This is a genomic window from Caballeronia sp. ATUFL_F1_KS4A (genome assembly GCF_023630905.1).
Classification (GTDB): Bacteria; Pseudomonadota; Gammaproteobacteria; order Burkholderiales; family Burkholderiaceae; genus Caballeronia; species Caballeronia zhejiangensis.
Genome location: NZ_JALQEB010000029.1, coordinates 356,717 through 373,540 on the forward strand (window position 1 = coordinate 356,717; position 16,824 = coordinate 373,540).

Genomic DNA, 16,824 nt, shown 5'->3' on the forward strand with positions numbered 1-16,824 from the left:
AGGACTCAGCGCTTATCCGACAAACGCCGAGCCTGTTATTAAGCCGCCGCAACAGAGCGCCAATCGCTACGCCGACGCAAACGCGCCGATATCCGCCGTCAGCCGCGCCGCGTCGCTCAGAAAGATGCCGTGCGGCGCGCCTTCATAGACGACGAGCCGCGCGTTCGGAATCAGGCGCGCCGTGCGCTGCGAAGTCAGTTCGAGCGGATTCGATTCGTCGCGATTGCCTTGCACGATGAGCGTCGGGACGTCGATGTCGCGCAACTCGTTGCGGAAATCGCCGCGATTGACGGTTTCGTTGCACGCGAAAAGCGCCTGATGCGACGTGCGCAATGCCATTTCCCGAATCCAGTCGATCATGGCCTGCGACGCGCCCGGCCCGGCGAAGGGACGCGCGTTGTCGGCCAGCCATTGCGGATAGTCCGTCGTCAAGTCGTGCAGGAAGGCATCGTTGTAGTCGCGGTCGATGCCGTCGGGATTGTCCGGCGTCTTCGCGAGCATCGGCAAGGTCGAAGCGATCAACGCGAGGCGCGCAACGCGCGTGCTGCCGTGACGCGTCAGATAGCGCACGGCTTCGGCGCCGCCCATCGAATAGCCGACGAGCGTCACGTCCGACAGATCGAGCGCATCGATGAGTGCGGCGAGATCGTCCGCAAGCGTGTCGTAGTCGTAGCCGCCGCCCGGATCGCTCGATCGTCCGTGGCCGCGCCGGTCGTAGGTGACGCAGCGAAAGCCCTGTCGCGCGAGCGACAGCATTTGATAGGCCCACATGTCGCCTGGCAGCGAATAGCTCGGAACGAAGACGATGGTCCTGCCGTTGCCCGGCGTGCCTTGCGGATGCCAGTCGCGATAGAACAATTCGACGCCGTCTGCGGTCGCGATAAAACCTGGGCGTGAGTGCTTTGCAGGCATTTCCGTCTCCTCGTCGATGAACAGTGTGAGTGCATCGTCGCAGGAGAAAGTGAGCCGGACAATTACGCCAGAGGTAATAGGCCGCGTGCAAAAAAACGCCGCCCGGGGAGGCGGCGAGAGCGTCCGCTTGTGGGCTCGTTAGTCGAGTGCGGACGCTTGAGGAGACAGGGCGAATGAACTCAGTATGGCAAAGCGCCGCGCCGCACACAATCGCCGATTCGAATCACTGCATTTCAGCATGACCTGAAGATAGTTCGATATGCAGATTAAACGATCCGGCATTGCTATTTTCGGATTTATCTCGTGCTTTTCGGTATTCCTATGAACCTCGATTCATATAAACTCAGCACGCGTTTCAAACACCGTTCTATTGCAGTCATTCATGTATTCCGATTCATTCGCACCTTCGCCCTCTTTGTCCGATGCGGCCCACGCGCTGGCCGTCGCGCTCGACATTCGCCGCTCGGGCGACTGGCTCGCGCTCGAACGTTTCTGCGTCGAAGCACTGGAACGATTCCCGAGAGACTACGAGCTTCGCTGGCAACTGAGTCATTGCTATTGGCTGCGTCACGACAGCGTATCGGCGGAAGCGATCATGCGCGAGGCCGCGCGGCATCATCCGGACAATGGTCACGTGACCGGCGCAATCGCCATGTACCTCAACGAGCAGTCGCGCTACGGCGAAGCGGAAGCGATGTACCGTCTGGCACTCTCGCAGACGCCCGATGCGGCCTGGCTCGCCGTCGATCTCGCCGACCTCGAATTGCGGCGCGGCGCGTGGCGCAGCGGCTGGATGCGCTTCGATCGCCGCACATCGCAACAGGGCGACAACGGCGTCGTCGCGCGCATGGAGCGGCTCGCGCCGGGCTGGCGCGGGCAGCCGCTCGACGGCAAGCGCGTCGTGGTTTACAGCGAACTCGGCCTCGGCGACGACATTCAATTCGTGCGGTACTTTCCGCAATTCGCGGAGGGCGTGCGAAGAAACGGCGGCGCGGCGCTATTGGCGGTGCGTTCGGCGCTGTATCCGCTGGTGCGGCGGTTCGTGCCGGACTGCGTGCAGATCGAAGCGCACGACTTCGGCACGGTCGATTACACCGTCGGCATGATGAGCCTGCCTGTCTGGATCGGTCTGTTGCCGCATCACGTCGATGGCCGCGCGTATCTTCACGCCGCGCCTGAGCGCATCGACGCGTGGCGGCGCGAACTCGCATCTGACGGCACCCATGCGTTGCGCGTCGGTCTCGTGTGGGCGGGCAGCCCGACGCATCGTCGCGACGCCCAGCGCAGCATTCCCGTCGAAGCGCTCGCGCCGCTCTGGAGCCTGCCGAACGTCACGTTCCATCCCGTTGCGCCGGGCCGCGAAGACGATATTGCCGCAATGCGTTCGGCGGGCGCGCGTATCGCCGGCGTGCCCGACTATCGCGAGCAGTTTCATGATTCCGCCGCGTTCGTCAGCGCGCTGGATGTGCTCGTGACCATCGACAGTTCGCCGTTGCATCTCGCCGGCGCGCTCGGCAAGCCGGTGCTGGCGATGATCGATCGCGCGTCGCATTGGTGTTGGGGTGAAGACGAGACGCAGCCGTGGTACGACTCGGTGCGGCTCATTCGTCAGCGCGAACCGGGCGATTGGGCCCCGGTTATCAGGCGCGTCGCCGCGGCGCTGTCGGGGCGGCTCATCGGACGAGCGGCGCCGGAAGATCAGCAGGCGTCCGCGCCCGTCAGTCTCGGGTAGCCGGGCTGGCTGGAGTCGATCGTCGTCACGCAGGCACCCTCGTTGAGATCGAGCGGGCTGTCGATGTCGCGCTTCGAGCCGTCCTTCATCTGCACACTGTAGCGGTAGATTTTCGCGGTCTGTTCCGGGGCCTTCTGGAACAGGTTCGTCAGGTCGAAGCTCAGGCCTGCGCCGCCGCCCACGCCGTTCCATCCATTGCCGCCGATGCCGCCGCCGCCCACGCCGACGGTCGGTCCGGAAGAAGAAGCCGTGTTCGTCGACACAGTCGTCAAATACTGTTTGCCGACAATGCGGCCGGTCGCGAGCGTGCCGTCAGCCGGCAGCGGCGCCGATGCGCCCGGTCCCGATGCGCACGCCGCGAGCACGGCACATGCGATGGCCGCGAAGCCAGCTCGCGCAACGCGTTGAATTGTTTTTCGATCCGAGTTCATTCCAGCCTCTTGCTTCCATTGCCCTCGATGCGAGCGCACGAGTCTTGTGGAATCGGCCGCTAGGGCCGGCGTGGCGGGAACGTGGCGCAGAAATACGCCGCCTTCGAAGGGGCGGCGTTCGTCGACGATTCGTTCCGGAGCTTGCAAGCCGGCGCGCTTCGCGAGGGACGCGAATGCGCGGCGGGAATGTTGACTGATCGTGTTTCGCGATTGAACCAGATTGCTCCGATTCCTCGCACGGCAAACGGTCCCGCGATTCACCCCTTCAATAGATACGCGACGATCGCATCGCACACGCGCCCGAACATCTGCGTGCCGGTGACGGTCGTGCAGCCTCGCGCGCGGGCGGCCTCGATGAAAGGCGTGACCGGCGGCTTCGTCACGACATCGCCGACGAAGGTCGTCGGTGGCAGGCGCGAGACGTCGATCGGCAGCGGGTCGCCCGGACGCATGCCCGCCGGCGACGCATTCACGATGAGATCGTAGGTTTCGGCAGCCGAATCGTCGGCGACGCTCACCGCGCCGCGCCCCAGCGCAGCGAGGCGCGAGGCGAGGGCGCCGGTGCGCGCGGCGTCGAAATCGCGGATCGCGAGCGAGGCCACGCCCGCATTGACGAGCGCGTGGCCGATCGCCGAACCCGCGCCGCCCGCACCGATCAGCAGCGCGCGTTTGCCCTTCGGGTCGCAGCCCGCATCTCTCAACGCCGCCACCATGCCGATGCCGTCCGACGCGCCGCCGTGCCAGGTGCCGTCGGCATTGCGCTTCAGCATGTTGACCGCGCCGAGGAACGCGCCTTCATCGGTCAGCGAACGGCAGTAATCGGTCGCGCTGAACTTGTGCGGGACGGTGACGATCACGCCGTCGCAATTGCGCAGCGGCGCGATGCCCGCGAAAAACGCGCCGAGATCTTCGGGCGCGACGTGCGCCGGAATCACGATTGCATCGCGTCCCGCCGCACGCAGCGCCGCTGTTACGCCGGAAGGCGAGCGTACCTGCGCGATCGGATCGCCGACGATGAAATAGACGCGCGTCGCGCCGCTCAAGCCCGCATCGAGCGATGCGGAAAAAGAAGTGTCGTGCGCCATGCCTCGATTGCCTCCTGATCCGTGATCGGAAAATAGTGTGACCGCACTCGCTGAATGCTAGTTGAAAATGGAATGCTATTCAACAAAATTGCTACTTGAAGGAAGGCAACTAACGGTCTTCCCGAGTCGCGACCACCAAAAAACGCCGGCAGACAGACGGCTGCCAACGCGCATTCAGAGAACGTTCGGCTCGTGCGCGCCGGGACTTGCGCCAGCCGCTGCCAGCGCTTCGTGAAGTGTGTCGTACACGTTCGATGCGCCGAGCGCGGGCGTCAGTCCGTGCCGGTCCATGTCGCTGCGCAGGAAGCGGTTCACGCGTCCGAATATCACGACGACGCCGCGTCCGCGCAGCGTTTCGACAAGTTCGCCGATGGTGCGGGCCGCCGAATAATCGAGGTCCGTGATCGCGCCGGCATCGACGACAAAATGGCGCAACTCGTCCGGCGCCGAATCGACGAGATTCGTCACTTCCGACGCAAAAAAGTGATCGTTCGCATAGAACAGATCTGCGCCGAAGCGATAGACGATCAGGTGCGGCGCGGTCATCGCGGCGGGCTTCGTCGGCTCGTACTGCCACGGTTTGCCGGGCGCGACGGGCGTGAGCACCATCGTGTGCGGATGATAGCTGTGGCGCACGTGCCGCAGCAGCGATAACGCCACCGCGAGCAGAATGCCGTGCTCGACGCCCACCATGACCACCGCAGCCGCCGTGATGAGCGCGAGCGCGAACTCGCCGGGGCTTTCCGCGCGAATGTCCTTCAGGCTTTGCACGTTGATGAGCCCGATCGCGATCGTGAACACGATGCCCGCCAGCACGCAATGCGGCAGATAGCGCAGATAGCCGCTCAAGAAGAGCAGCACGACGGCGACGACTGCCGCGAACACGAGCTGTCCGAACTGGCTGCGCGTGCCGGCGCGGTCGGCCATCGCGGTCTGCGTCGGACTGCCGTTGACGACGAACGTGCCGCTCACGGCCGCCGCCGCGTTCGCCGCGGCCAGACCGAGGATGTCGCTGTTGGTATCGACGTCCTCGCGATACTGCTGCGCGAAGACCCGCGCCGCGGCGGCGCTCTGCGCGATGATCATCACGAAGCACGACAGCGCGACCGGCACGAGGTCGAGCGATTGCTGCCAGGTGATGTCGGGAAAACGGATCGCGGGCAGGCCGCCATCGACCGGACCGAGCACCGAGATGCCGTGCGCGGCGAAATCGAACGCCTTGCTCGCGGCGATGCTGCCGATTACCGCGATGAGCGGCATCGGCAGGCGCGGCGCGAAACGCTTGCAGCCGAGAATCGCGACGACCACGGCCAGCGCGAGCACGAGCGTCGGTCCGTGCGCGTGCACGAGATGACCGAGCACGTAAGCAAGCTGGGCGAGACTGCGCGAGGACGGATACGGCACCGTCATGCCGAAGAGATCGCCGAGCATCGCGATCGACACCTGTACGCCGACGCCCGCGAGAAAACCGGTGAGCACCGTGCGCGACAGGAAATCGGCGAGAAAGCCGAGTTTGAAAAGCCGCGCGACGAGGAGCAGCGCGGCCGTCTGCAACGCGACCATGCCCGCCAGCGCGACGTATTGCGGGCTGGCCATCGCGGCCATCGACGAAACCTTGCTCGCGAAGATCGTCGCGGTCGCCGAATCGGCCGCGACGACCAGATGCCGCGACGCCCCGAACAGCGCAAACGCGATGAGCGGCAGGAACGCGGTGTAGAGGCCCGTCACCGCGGGCATGCCGGCGATGCGCGCATAGCCGAGCACTTGCGGAATGTCCATCGATGCGAGCGAGATGCCCGCGAGCGCGTCGCGCCACGCGGCGGCGCGGCTGATCGGCAGGATGCCTTTGAGCAGTGTCGTTTTTTGCATGCTGGCACCGTGTTCCTGAAGAGGCGATCGTGCCCCAAGGAACAGGCGGTGCCAAGACCCGCTTCGTCTATCGATAGAACGCCACGGTTTGCCGCAATCCGTCGATCAGCGGCGTTTTCGGAAGGCCGGGCAGCAATCGGGCGAGCGCGGGATCGTCTGGAAAGGATGTCGCGATGGGCAACGGCGCGCCTTCTGCGTCGATGCGCGCGCCGGGCGCGATGCGCTCGAGCGTCGAGACCACGCTTTGCATCGGCGTGATGTCGCCTGCGAGCGTGAACGCGTGCGCGCCGTCGAACGCGGTCACGAGCGCGAGTTCGTAGGCGGCGGCGACGTCATCGGCGTAGACGAGGCCGGTCGCGCCCGTGAAGGGAATCGTGTACGGCTCGCCGCGCGCGGCCGCACGGCACGCGAGACCCGGACCCGCGCTCGAACCGGTCTCGCGTCCGCTGCCGTACACGACGAGCGGCCGGAATCCGATGCTCGCGATTCCATGATCGTGCCAGTACGCCCGCGCCGAGCCTTCGCACGCGAGTTTGAACGCGCCGTAGTGCGTCAGCGGAAAGGGCGTCGCGCCATCGTCGGGGCCGAAGACGCCCGCGCTGCTCGCGTAAAGCACCGAGCGCAAACCGCACGCGATGGCCGCATCGAACACGTTCAGCGTGCCGATCAGATCGATGCGCGCGCCGCGCACAGGATCGGCGGCGCACGCGGGCGTAAGCACGCCCGCGAGATGTACGACGGCATCGCAGCCGTCGAGCGCGTTCGCCACATCGCGCGCCTCGCCGATATCCCCGATCCGCCATTGCACGTCACCGGCGCGTTCGGGCGCGAGCGCGTACAGAAGGCGCGCGTCCTCGCGGACATCGAATGCGCGCACATCCATGCCGCGCGCGAGCAGCCGCCGCATGACCCACGCTGCCAGAAAGCCGCTTCCGCCTGTAACCAGCACTCGCATACCGTTTCTCCATCGTCTCAAAAAGAACTTGGCTTACGTCGTGTTTCTGGAATAGTATTCCAATATCAAAGAGAGTTCTACAGGAAGCGCGCACATGGCGGAGACACTGGACAAACTGGAACAGAACGAGACCTTCGATGTAATCGTGGTCGGCGCGGGCGGCGCGGGCATGTCGGCGGCGCTGGTCGCGGCGGTCGATGGCGCGCGGGTGCTGCTCGTCGAGAGCACCGAATACGTCGGCGGAACGACCGCGTACTCGGCGGGCACGACGTGGATTCCCGCGTCGAAGCACGCGGCGAGCGTCAATCGCGACGATTCGTCCGCGAATGCCGAAGGCTTTCTGAATCGCGCGGTCGGCGAGCGCAGCAGCGCCGCGATGCGCCGCGCGTTCCTCGACGCCGGCCCGAAGGCCGTCGCGCACATCGAAGCGAACTCCGATGTCAAATATCGCGCGCGGCCGTTCCATCCGGACTATCTGTCGGAAATCGAAGGCTCGACGTTGCGAGGCCGCGCGCTGGAGCCGCTGCCGTTCGACGGCCGCAAGCTCGGCCGCGCGTTCTCGCTGATTCGTCCGCCGATTCCCGAATTCACCGTGCTCGGCGGCATGATGGTCGACCGCGACGACGTCGGGCATCTTTTGAACATGACGAAGTCGTTGGCATCGTTCAGGCACGCGGCGAAACTGCTCGCGCGTCATGCACGCGACCGCATGAGCTCGCCGCGCGGCACGCGTCTCGTGATGGGCAACGCGCTGATCGGGCGTCTGCTTTACTCGCTGCTTCAGCGCGGCGTGACCGTGCTGACGAGCACGAAGGTGGAGGCTTTGCACGCGGGCGCGAATGGCATCGAAGCCGTGACGCTGAGCCAGATCAACGAGCGTCGGCGCGTCAACGTGAAGGGCGGCGTGATTCTCGCGAGCGGCGGATTCAATCGTCATCCGATGCGGCGCGCCGAGATGCTGCCGGGCGCCGATGCGGCGTGGTGTCCCGGCGCGCCCGGCCACAGCGGCAACGCGCAGGATCTCGCGCTCGCGGCGGGCGCGCGCTTCGGCGTTGGCGCGCTGTCGAACGCGTTCTGGGCGCCGGTCTCCGTGCGCAAGCGCGCCGACGGTACGACCGCCGTGTTTCCGCACTTCATCATGGATCGCGGCAAGCCGGGCATGATGACCGTCGACAAGTCCGGCAGGCGGTTTCTCAACGAAAACACGTCGTATCACCTGTTCGGGATTGCGATGCAGACGGCGAACAAGACGACGCCCGCCGTGCCCGCCTATCTCGTCACGGACTCCGAAGGATTGCGCAAGTACGGCCTTGGCATGGTGCGTCCGGGCGGCAAGGGACTCGCGCCGTTTCTCGCCGATGGCTATCTCGTCGAAGGCAAGACGCTCGACGAACTGGCGGACAAGCTCGATATCGACAAGGCCGGTCTCGCCGATAGCGTCGCGCGCATGAATCGCTACGCGCAAACCGGCGTCGACGCGGATTTCCAGCGCGGCACGACCGATTATCAGAACGCCAACGGCGACGCCAACTGGACCGGCCCGAACAAGTGCCTCGGTCCGATCGGCCAGGCGCCGTTCTATGCGGTGCGGCTCTATCCGGGCGATATCGGCGCGGCGACCGGCCTCGTTATCGATACCGACGCGCGCGTGCTCGACCGCGACGACCGGCCGATCGTCGGCCTCTATGCCTGCGGCAACGATGCGCAATCGGTGATGGGCGGCGTGTATCCCGGCCCCGGCATCACGCTCGGACCCGGTCTCGCGTTCGGCTACCTCGCGGCGCGCCACGCGACGTCGCGCGCGAAGCAACCGAAGCGCGACGAAGCGCTCGATCTTCCGGTCGATCTTTCAATGCACGCGCACGCCAAATGAAGCTCGAACCGATTCTCGAATGCGACGTCCTCGTGTTGGGCTCCGGCGCGGGCGGCTTGTCGACCGCGGTCACGGCGGCCACGCGCGGCCTGTCCGTGCTCGTCTGCGAGAAGGAAGACGTGTTCGGCGGCACGACCGCGTGGTCGGGCGGCTGGATGTGGATTCCGCGCAATCCGCTCGCGACGCGCGCGGGCATCGTCGAGGATGAAAGCGCGCCGCGCACGTATCTGAAGAGCGAACTCGGCGCGCATTTCGATGCCGCGAAAGCCGATGCGCTCATCGAGCACGGTCCGCGCATGATCGAATTCTTCGAGCGCAATACGTCGATGCGTTTCATCGACGGCAACCGCATCCCCGATTTCCACACGACGCAAGGCGCGGCGACGGGCGGCCGCTCGGTCTGCGCGATGCCGTTCGACGGACGCGAGCTCGGCCCGCTCATCGACAAGCTGCGTCCGCCGCTCGCCGAAGTAACGATCAAGGGCATGGCGATCGCGTCGGGACAAGACCTCGCGCACTTCCTGAACGCGACGCGCAGCGCGAAGTCGGCGTGGCACGTCGCGAAGCGTTTCGCCACGTTTGCGTGGCACATGCTGCGTTATCGGCGCTCGATGCATCTGGTGAACGGCAATGCGCTCGTCGCGCGGCTGCTCAAGTCGGCGGCGGATCGCGGCGTCGATCTGCGCACGCGGGCGAAGGCGGTATCGCTGACGCGCGAGGCGAATCGCGTGACGGGCGCGCGCGTCGAGATCGATGGCGTCATGCACGACGTGCGCGCGCGGCGCGGCGTCGTGCTCGCGTGCGGCGGTTATCCGCACGACGCGAAGCGGCAGACCGAAACGTTTCCCGTGATGCCGCACTGGTCCGCCGCGCCCAAGAGCAATACCGGCGATGGCATTCGCCTGGGCGAAGCGGCGGGCGCGCATTTCGACGCGTCGCTCGAAGCGCCCGCCGCGTGGGCGCCGGTGTCGCTCGTGCCGAAATCCACGGGACGCGAAGTCGCGTTTCCGCATCTGATCGAGCGCGCGAAGCCGGGTCTGATCGCCGTCACGCGCGCGGGCAGGCGCTTCACGAACGAGGCGTCGTCGTATTACGACTTCATCTCCGCGCTCATCGGCACGACGTCGCCGGGCGAAGAGACGTGCGCGTGGCTCGTCTGCGATCACCGGTTTCAGCGCCGATACGGCCTCGGTTTCGCGAAGCCGTTTCCGTTTCCGCTGCGGCCTTACGAACGCTCGGGATATCTCAAGTCCGCGCCGACGCTCGAAGCGCTGGCGCAGCAATGCGGCATCGATGCGCGCGGCCTCGCCGATACCGTGGCCACGTACAACGGCTACGCGAAAGACGGCTTCGATCCGCAGTTCCACAAAGGCTCGACGCCGTATAACCGCGTTCAGGGCGATGCATCGTACAAGCCGAATCCGTGTCTCGCGCCGATCGTCGATGGGCCTTTTCACGCGGTGAAGATCGTGCCGGGCAGCCTCGGCACGTTCGCGGGTTTATCGACGGATGCGCGCTCGCGTGTTCTCGACGACATGCGCGCGCCGATTCCCGGCCTCTACGCGGTCGGCAACGACGCCGCGAGCATGATGGGCGGCCACTATCCCGCTGGCGGCATCACGCTCGGCCCAGCGATGACCTTCGGCTATCTCGCGGGCCTCGAACTGGCCGAACCGGCGCGCGAGGACAGCATCACGAATCTCTCCAACTTCAATCAGGCAAGGACTCTGCAATGACTCTGTACGACACGGTCACGTTGACGGTGAAGATCGGCGCGAACGCGCAGGTCTTCGAAAACATCAAGGCAAGCGGCGATGCGCCCGGCTCGAAGCTGCTCGGCTGCTGGTATTCGGATATCGGCGCGCTCGGCAAGGTCATGGTGCTGCGCGGCTTCGAATCCGAAGCGGCGCTGATCGGGGAACGCCGGCGCTTGCTGCTCGAAGGCAATCCGTTCGGCTGCGGCGAGTTCATCACCGATGTCGAAGTGAACAGCTACGCGCTCTTTCCCTTCCTGCCGCCGATCGAGCCGGCCGTGCACGGCGGCATCTACGAGATGCGCGTCTACGGCACGAAGCTCGCGAGCCTGCAACACACGATCGACGCATGGCAGAACGCCGTGCCCGAGCGCACGAAACGCTCGCCGCTCATCGGCGCGATGTACGCGCTCGACGGCACCGTGCCGCGCTTTCTCAACATCTGGCCGTACAAGAGCGTGGACGAGCGCTCGCGGATTCGCGCGGAAGCCGTGAAGGACGGCATCTGGCCGCCGAAGGGCGGACCGGTGCATCTGACGACGATGGAATCGACCATCTACGTGCCCGCGCCGTTCTCGCCGCTGCGCTAACCGGAGATTGTCGATGTCACGACGCAAGCTATCTCTGTCCGCGCTGACGATCCTCGAACTGACGCCGCCGCAGATGGTCGAGTGCGCCGCGCAGGCGGGCTACGACTTCGTCGGCCTGCGCCTCGTGCCCGCGACCGATACGGAAGTGCGCCACGAGATCGTCGGCGCGACGCCGCTGAAACGCGAGACGCTCGCGGCTTTGCGCGATACCGGCATCGGCGTGCTGGATGCCGAAATCCTGCGCCTCAAGCCCGACACGAACGTCGCCGATTACGAACCGATGCTCGCAACCGCCGCCGAGCTGGGCGCGCGCTACGTGCTCGTCGCGGGCAACGATCCCGACGAGGTCCGCACGGCCGAGCGGCTCGCCGCGCTGTGCGATCTCGCGAAGCCGTATGGCCTGTCGCCGTCGCTCGAACCGATGCCCTGGACCGACGCGAAAGACATCGTGCAGGGCGCGCGCATTGTGAAAGCGGCGCAGCGCGCGAATACGGGCCTCATCGTGGATCCGATCCATTTCGACCGCACGGGATCGTCGACGCGAACGCTGCGCGAATTGCCGCGCGAATGGTTCGGTTACGTGCAGTTCTGCGACGCGCCCGCCGAGCGCCCGAGCGATCTCGAAACGTTGCTGTATCAGGCGCGCGCCGAGCGGATGATTCCGGGCGAGGGCGGCCTCGATCTCGCGGGCATTCTGCGCGCGTTGCCCGACGATCTTCCGCTCTCGCTCGAAGTGCCGATGAACGAATGGGCGAAATCGGCGAGCGCGCTCACGCGTGCGAAACGTCTGCGCGAGGCGACGATTGCATGGCTGGAGGAAACATACGCCGGTTGAATTCCGAGGTGGAATCATGTTCTCATTCCGAATCATCGGAACTTCGAGAGACTGAAAGATGGCGGGAAATCTGGAGCGGGCGTTGTCGATCATCGAATTGCTGGCGAAAAACGGCGGGCGGATGCAACTCGCCGCCATCGCCGACACGCTCAATATTCCTCGCAGCGGCACGCATCGCCTGCTCGCGATGCTGATCGACGAAGGGTACGTGCGGCAGGACGAGGATCATGGCGAATACATGCTCGCGCTCAAGCTCGTGTCGCTCGCGCTCATCTATCTGTCGACGGGCGGCGTACTCGACGTGTCGCAGCCCGTGCTCGACCGGCTCGCGGCGCAATCCGGCGAACTGGCGCGGCTGGGCGTCGTCGAGGACGATCACATTACGTTCGTCGGCAAGGCGCAAGGCGCGAAGTCGGGGCTGCGCTACGACCCGGACATGGGCAGCCAGCCGCCCTTGCATTGCACGGCGAGCGGACAGGCGTGGCTGTCGTCGCTTTCCGATGAGGAGGCGCTCGAACTCGTGTCGAAGCAGGGCGGGCTCGGCAAGCCCGGCTCGGGCGGACCGAAGGCGCCGAAGACGATCCAGCAGTTTCTCGCCGATCTGCAGGCGGCGCGCAAACGCGGCTACGGCATCGCGAGCGAGACGTACGAGGCCGGCATGACGTCGATGGCCGCGCCGATTCATCATCCGGTGACGGGCGTCGTCGTGGGCGTCGTGAGTCTCGCCGGGCCGACGAGCCGTTTGCCGGAGGCGCGTCTGAAGGAGCTCGCGCCCGCGCTGCTGGAAGCGGCGTCGGACATGGGCGCGGCGACGTTGAGTTCGCCCTATTTCAAGCGGTCGGCGGCGAAGGTGGAGGGGAAGGCTGTCAGTGCAGGCTGATGCTGGATTAGCCCGAATGGACGAGGTGACGCGGGGAAAACGCCCGCATTATCATCGTTTTCATCATGAAACGAGAATTTGAAATGCCTACTCCACTCGATCCGATCGTGTCCGAATTTGCCACTGTCTGGCGGCGGTGGAAATGCGTCTCGTCGTGTCGATGCTGACGGCGAACTTCACCGCGCAACTCGCGACGAATCCCGCCGATATCCACGAGGTCTGCACCTTCACCGTCGGCCCGAACGAAATGCCGATGCGTCTTTTCCTGCGATGAACGCGTCAGCCGGCGTCCACGGCATCGCGCGCGGATGAGGGCGCCGGCACGCCGCCTGTGGCCATCCACAGCACTTCGGCGTCTTCGTCGCTCGTTGAAATCGCCGCGTGGCCGGTGCGGCTGTCGAAGTAGATGCTGTCGCCGGCATGCAGATGCGTCGGCGCGTAGAGTTCGGAATAGAGGCACACGCTGCCGCTGATCACGTAAAGAAACTCCTCGCCTTCGTGACGGCCCCAGTCGTCGAACGCATCGAGCGTGTGCGCCGAAATGCGGATGCGAAACGGCAGCATCGCCTTGTGCGCGAGTTCGGTGGCGAGCAATTCCATCTGATAGCCGCGATACGCGTGGCGCTGTCCTTCGTTGCGGCGCGTGAGCGCGCGCCGGCCGCTCGCATTCGGCGCGGGCGCGGTGCCGAAGAGTTCGGCGAGATCGATCTGCAGGCCGCGCACGATTTTCTGAAGCACGTCGAAGGTCGGCGACATCAGCCCGTTCTCGATCTTCGACAGCGCCGAGCGCGACACGCCGCACATCCGGCTCGCGGTTTCGAGCGTCAGGTCGTGCGCGAGCCGCGCGCGTTTCACGCGGGCACCGAGATCGGACGCGGATTGTTCGGGCGAATTCTTGGTGCCGGGGCTGGACATGGGAACGTGTGGGAGCGCTTTGTTTCCGATAATAACATCTCGCAAAACGGCGGCGAACGGCCCGCATCTGGTGACAACCCTAATATTGGCGGCTGTTGTGAGCGCCATCGGCAGCGCGTATAGTCTCCTGACTTCCGAAAGTTTCTTATCAGAAACTTTGCTCCGACGAACGAACCCGCTTCGCAAGGACTTTCATCGTGAATGCACAATCGATTCTTTCCGACCTCGGCATCGCGAGCCTCGTCACCGATGGCGATATCGCCGTCACTTCCCCGATCACGGGCGAAGTCATCGGCCGCGTGAAGCAGAACACCACCGCCGACGTCGACGCCGCGCTCGCCGCCGCCCGCACCGCGTTCGCCTCGTGGCGCAACGTGCCCGCGCCGCGCCGCGGCGAACTCGTGCGCCTGCTCGGCAATCGGCTGCGCGAGAAGAAGGAGGCGCTAGGTAGGCTCGTGTCGCTCGAAGCGGGCAAGATTCTCCAGGAAGGCTTGGGCGAAGTTCAGGAAATGATCGATATCTGCGATTTCGCCGTCGGTCTCTCGCGCCAGTTGTACGGCCTGACGATCGCGTCGGAGCGGCCGGGTCATCGCATGGCGGAGACGTGGCATCCGTTCGGCGTGTGCACGATCATCTCGGCGTTCAATTTCCCGGTCGCGGTGTGGTCGTGGAACGCGGCGCTCGCCCTCGTGTGCGGCAACGCGGTCGTGTGGAAGCCATCGGAGAAAACGCCGCTCACCGCGCTCGCCGTCGACCGCATCCTGCGCGATGCCATCGATGAATTCGGCGCGGCGCCTGCGGGCCTCGCGTCGGTCATCATCGGCGGGCGCGAGGTCGGCGCGGCGCTCGTCGCGGACAAGCGCTCGGACATCGTCAGCGCGACGGGCAGCACGGAAATGGGCCGCAAGGTCGGCGTCGCGGTCGCGGAACGCTTCGGCCGCTCGATCCTCGAACTCGGCGGCAATAACGCGGGCATCGTGTCGCAGACGGCCAATCGCGATCTCGCGCTGCGCGGCATCCTGTTCTCGGCGGTCGGCACGGCAGGGCAGCGCTGTACGTCGCTGCGGCGTCTTTTCGTGCACGAAAGCATCTACGACGAAACCGTCGCGCGTCTGAAAGATCTCTACGCCAAAGTGCCCGTCGGCAATCCGTTGGAGCAGGGCGTGCTGATGGGCCCGCTCATCGACGTGCAGGCGTTCGCGCGCATGCAGGACGCGCTCGAACAGGCGAAGGGCGAAGGCGGCAAGGTGACGGGCGGCGAGCGCGTGACCGTGAAGGGCCACGAAAACGGCTACTACGTGCGCCCGGCGCTGGTCGAAATGCCGTCGCAGACGGAGGTCGTGCTGAAGGAGACCTTCGCGCCGATTCTCTACGTGATGCGCTACACGGAGTTCGACGAAGCCATCGCCGCGAACAACGCCGCCGCGCACGGATTGTCGTCGTGCGCGTTCACCACCGATCTGCGCGAGGCCGAGCGCTTTCTGTCCGCATCGGGCAGCGACTGCGGCATCGCGAACGTGAACATCGGGCCGAGCGGCGCGGAGATCGGCGGTGCATTCGGCGGCGAGAAGGAAACCGGCGGCGGCCGCGAATCGGGCTCGGATGCTTGGAAAGCCTACATGCGCCGCGCGACCAACACGATCAACTACTCGTCGGAATTGCCGCTCGCGCAGGGCATCGACTTCAATCTGAGCTGAGGCCAACGTGAGTTCGAGCGTTGTCATCGTAGGTGGCGGCGTGATCGGCAGCTCGGTCGCGTACTTTCTGCGCGCATCGGACCCGACCGTGCAAGTCACCGTGATCGAGCGCGACCCGACTTACGCGCGTTCGTCGTCGGCGCTGTCGGCGGCCTCGATCCGGCAGCAGTTCTCGACGCCGCTTTCGGTACGCATGTCGCTCTTCGGCATCGACTTCCTGCGTTCGATCGGCGAGCGGCTCGAAGTGAACGGCGAGCGCCCGTCGATCGATCTGCACGAAGGCGGTTATCTCTTTCTGGCGACGGCGGCGGGTGCGTCGACGCTGCGCGAAAACCACGCGTTGCAGCGAGCGCTCGGCGCGGACATCAGCCTGCTCGACGCCGCGCAACTGCGCGCGCGTTTTCCGTGGCTCAACACGGACGATCTCGCGGCGGGCGCGTTCGGCGAGAGCGGCGAAGGCTGGTTCGACGGCTACGGTCTCGTGCAAGCGCTGCGTCGCAAGGCGCAGGCGCTCGGCGCGCGTTACGTGACCACGGAAGTCGTCGGTATCGAACGCGAAGGACGGCGTGCGAACGCCGTGCGCGCGGCCAACGGCGAAACGTATCCATGCGATGTCGTCGTGAACGCGGCGGGTGCGTGGTCGCGTCCGGTCGCGGCGATGCTAGGCATCGACATTCCGGTGTTCGCGCGTCGGCGCAGCATCTTCAATGTGTCGTCGCCGGCGACGCTCGAGCGCGCGCCGTTGCTGATCGATCCCACGGGCGTCTATTTCCGTCCTGAAGGGCGCACGTATATTTGCGGCACGTCGCCCTCGGCGGACAACGATCCCGACGACCTGCCGCTCGACGAAGTCGATCACGCGCTCTTCGACGACGTGATCTGGCCGACGCTCGCGCATCGCGTGCCGGCGTTCGAGGCGCTGCGCGTCGAGCGTTGCTGGTCCGGCTATTACGAATACAACGTGCTCGATCAGAACGCGATCATCGGCCATCATCCGGATGTCGATAATTGCATCTTCGCGAACGGGTTCAGCGGACACGGCCTGCAACAAGGCCCGGCAACAGGGCGCGGCGTCAGCGAACTGATTTTGCGCGGGCGTTACGAAACGCTCGATTTATCGCCGCTCGACTGGACTCGCGTGCTGGAAGGCCGGCCGATCGTCGAAAAGAATGTCGTATAACTGATAGAAGACTGCCAACGCCGCTTTCCATAATCGATGATTCAAGTCTGCCCGGTCATGCACCGGGCATTTTTTTCGCTACGAAACAGACAGGCGGATTGGAACCGGTTCGGATT

At 65.4% G+C, this 16,824-nt stretch carries 15 protein-coding genes; 9 read left to right on the top strand and 6 right to left on the bottom strand.

What is annotated here, in order from left to right; translation table 11 throughout:
- Positions 1-66: 66 nt before the first annotated feature.
- Entirely contained in the window at positions 67-912 is an 846-nt protein-coding gene (locus NCS03_RS16870; protein WP_250529431.1) for an alpha/beta fold hydrolase, read from the bottom strand.
- Between the two features lie 382 nt (positions 913-1,294).
- Here NCS03_RS16870 and NCS03_RS16875 point away from each other — a divergent pair, with 382 nt between their 5' ends.
- Positions 1,295-2,644, top strand: a complete 1,350-nt coding sequence (locus NCS03_RS16875) for a hypothetical protein (RefSeq protein WP_250529432.1) — start codon at positions 1,295-1,297, stop codon at positions 2,642-2,644.
- Here the strand turns inward: NCS03_RS16875 and NCS03_RS16880 are convergent.
- The 4 genes from NCS03_RS16880 to NCS03_RS16895 form a co-directional block, all read right to left on the bottom strand.
- Complete coding sequence (locus tag NCS03_RS16880; RefSeq protein WP_175979289.1) at positions 2,611-3,075, bottom strand: hypothetical protein; 465 nt, start codon at positions 3,073-3,075, stop codon at positions 2,611-2,613. The genes NCS03_RS16875 and NCS03_RS16880 overlap by 34 nt on opposite strands.
- 257 nt (positions 3,076-3,332) lie before the next feature.
- Positions 3,333-4,160 (bottom strand): shikimate dehydrogenase family protein, encoded by an 828-nt coding sequence (locus tag NCS03_RS16885; protein WP_250529433.1) that lies wholly within the window; start codon positions 4,158-4,160, stop codon positions 3,333-3,335.
- Between the two features lie 174 nt (positions 4,161-4,334).
- Positions 4,335-6,029 (bottom strand): SulP family inorganic anion transporter, encoded by a 1,695-nt coding sequence (locus NCS03_RS16890; RefSeq protein WP_250529434.1) that lies wholly within the window; start codon positions 6,027-6,029, stop codon positions 4,335-4,337.
- Between the two features lie 67 nt (positions 6,030-6,096).
- Positions 6,097-6,984, bottom strand: coding sequence for an NAD-dependent epimerase/dehydratase family protein (locus tag NCS03_RS16895; RefSeq protein WP_250529435.1), 888 nt, complete (start codon positions 6,982-6,984; stop codon positions 6,097-6,099).
- Between the two features lie 94 nt (positions 6,985-7,078).
- On the opposite strand from NCS03_RS16895, the gene NCS03_RS16900 reads away from it, so the two are divergent.
- The 6 genes from NCS03_RS16900 to NCS03_RS31155 all read left to right on the top strand — a co-directional run bounded on the left by NCS03_RS16900 (position 7,079) and on the right by NCS03_RS31155 (position 13,190).
- Positions 7,079-8,857 carry an FAD-dependent oxidoreductase gene (locus tag NCS03_RS16900; protein WP_250529436.1) on the top strand — a complete coding sequence of 593 codons (1,779 nt, stop codon included), beginning with the start codon at positions 7,079-7,081 and terminating at the stop codon, positions 8,855-8,857.
- Complete coding sequence (locus NCS03_RS16905) at positions 8,854-10,593, top strand: FAD-dependent oxidoreductase (protein WP_250529437.1); 1,740 nt, start codon at positions 8,854-8,856, stop codon at positions 10,591-10,593. Before NCS03_RS16900 ends, NCS03_RS16905 begins: the two co-directional genes overlap by 4 nt.
- Positions 10,590-11,201, top strand: coding sequence for an NIPSNAP family protein (locus NCS03_RS16910; protein ID WP_250456725.1), 612 nt, complete (start codon positions 10,590-10,592; stop codon positions 11,199-11,201). Before NCS03_RS16905 ends, NCS03_RS16910 begins: the two co-directional genes overlap by 4 nt.
- A 13-nt stretch (positions 11,202-11,214) precedes the next feature.
- Positions 11,215-12,036: a sugar phosphate isomerase/epimerase family protein gene (locus NCS03_RS16915; RefSeq protein WP_250456726.1), complete on the top strand. Its 822-nt coding sequence runs from the start codon at positions 11,215-11,217 to the stop codon at positions 12,034-12,036.
- A 58-nt stretch (positions 12,037-12,094) separates the two neighbouring features.
- Entirely contained in the window at positions 12,095-12,916 is an 822-nt protein-coding gene (locus NCS03_RS16920; protein WP_175979296.1) for an IclR family transcriptional regulator, read from the top strand.
- 142 nt (positions 12,917-13,058) lie between these two features.
- On the top strand, positions 13,059-13,190 hold the full coding sequence (locus NCS03_RS31155; RefSeq protein ID WP_284502551.1) for a hypothetical protein: 132 nt from the start codon (positions 13,059-13,061) through the stop codon (positions 13,188-13,190).
- A 5-nt stretch (positions 13,191-13,195) separates the two neighbouring features.
- Here the strand turns inward: NCS03_RS31155 and NCS03_RS16925 are convergent, their stop codons facing one another.
- Complete coding sequence (locus NCS03_RS16925; protein WP_008353462.1) at positions 13,196-13,831, bottom strand: helix-turn-helix domain-containing protein; 636 nt, start codon at positions 13,829-13,831, stop codon at positions 13,196-13,198.
- A 197-nt stretch (positions 13,832-14,028) separates the two neighbouring features.
- Here NCS03_RS16925 and amaB point away from each other — a divergent pair, with 197 nt between their 5' ends.
- Together amaB and NCS03_RS16935 are read left to right on the top strand one after the other, a co-directional pair.
- Positions 14,029-15,528, top strand: a complete 1,500-nt coding sequence (gene amaB / locus NCS03_RS16930) for an L-piperidine-6-carboxylate dehydrogenase (protein ID WP_250529438.1) — start codon at positions 14,029-14,031, stop codon at positions 15,526-15,528.
- 7 nt (positions 15,529-15,535) lie between these two features.
- Positions 15,536-16,708: an NAD(P)/FAD-dependent oxidoreductase gene (locus NCS03_RS16935; protein ID WP_250502943.1), complete on the top strand. Its 1,173-nt coding sequence runs from the start codon at positions 15,536-15,538 to the stop codon at positions 16,706-16,708.
- Positions 16,709-16,824 lie beyond the last annotated feature (116 nt).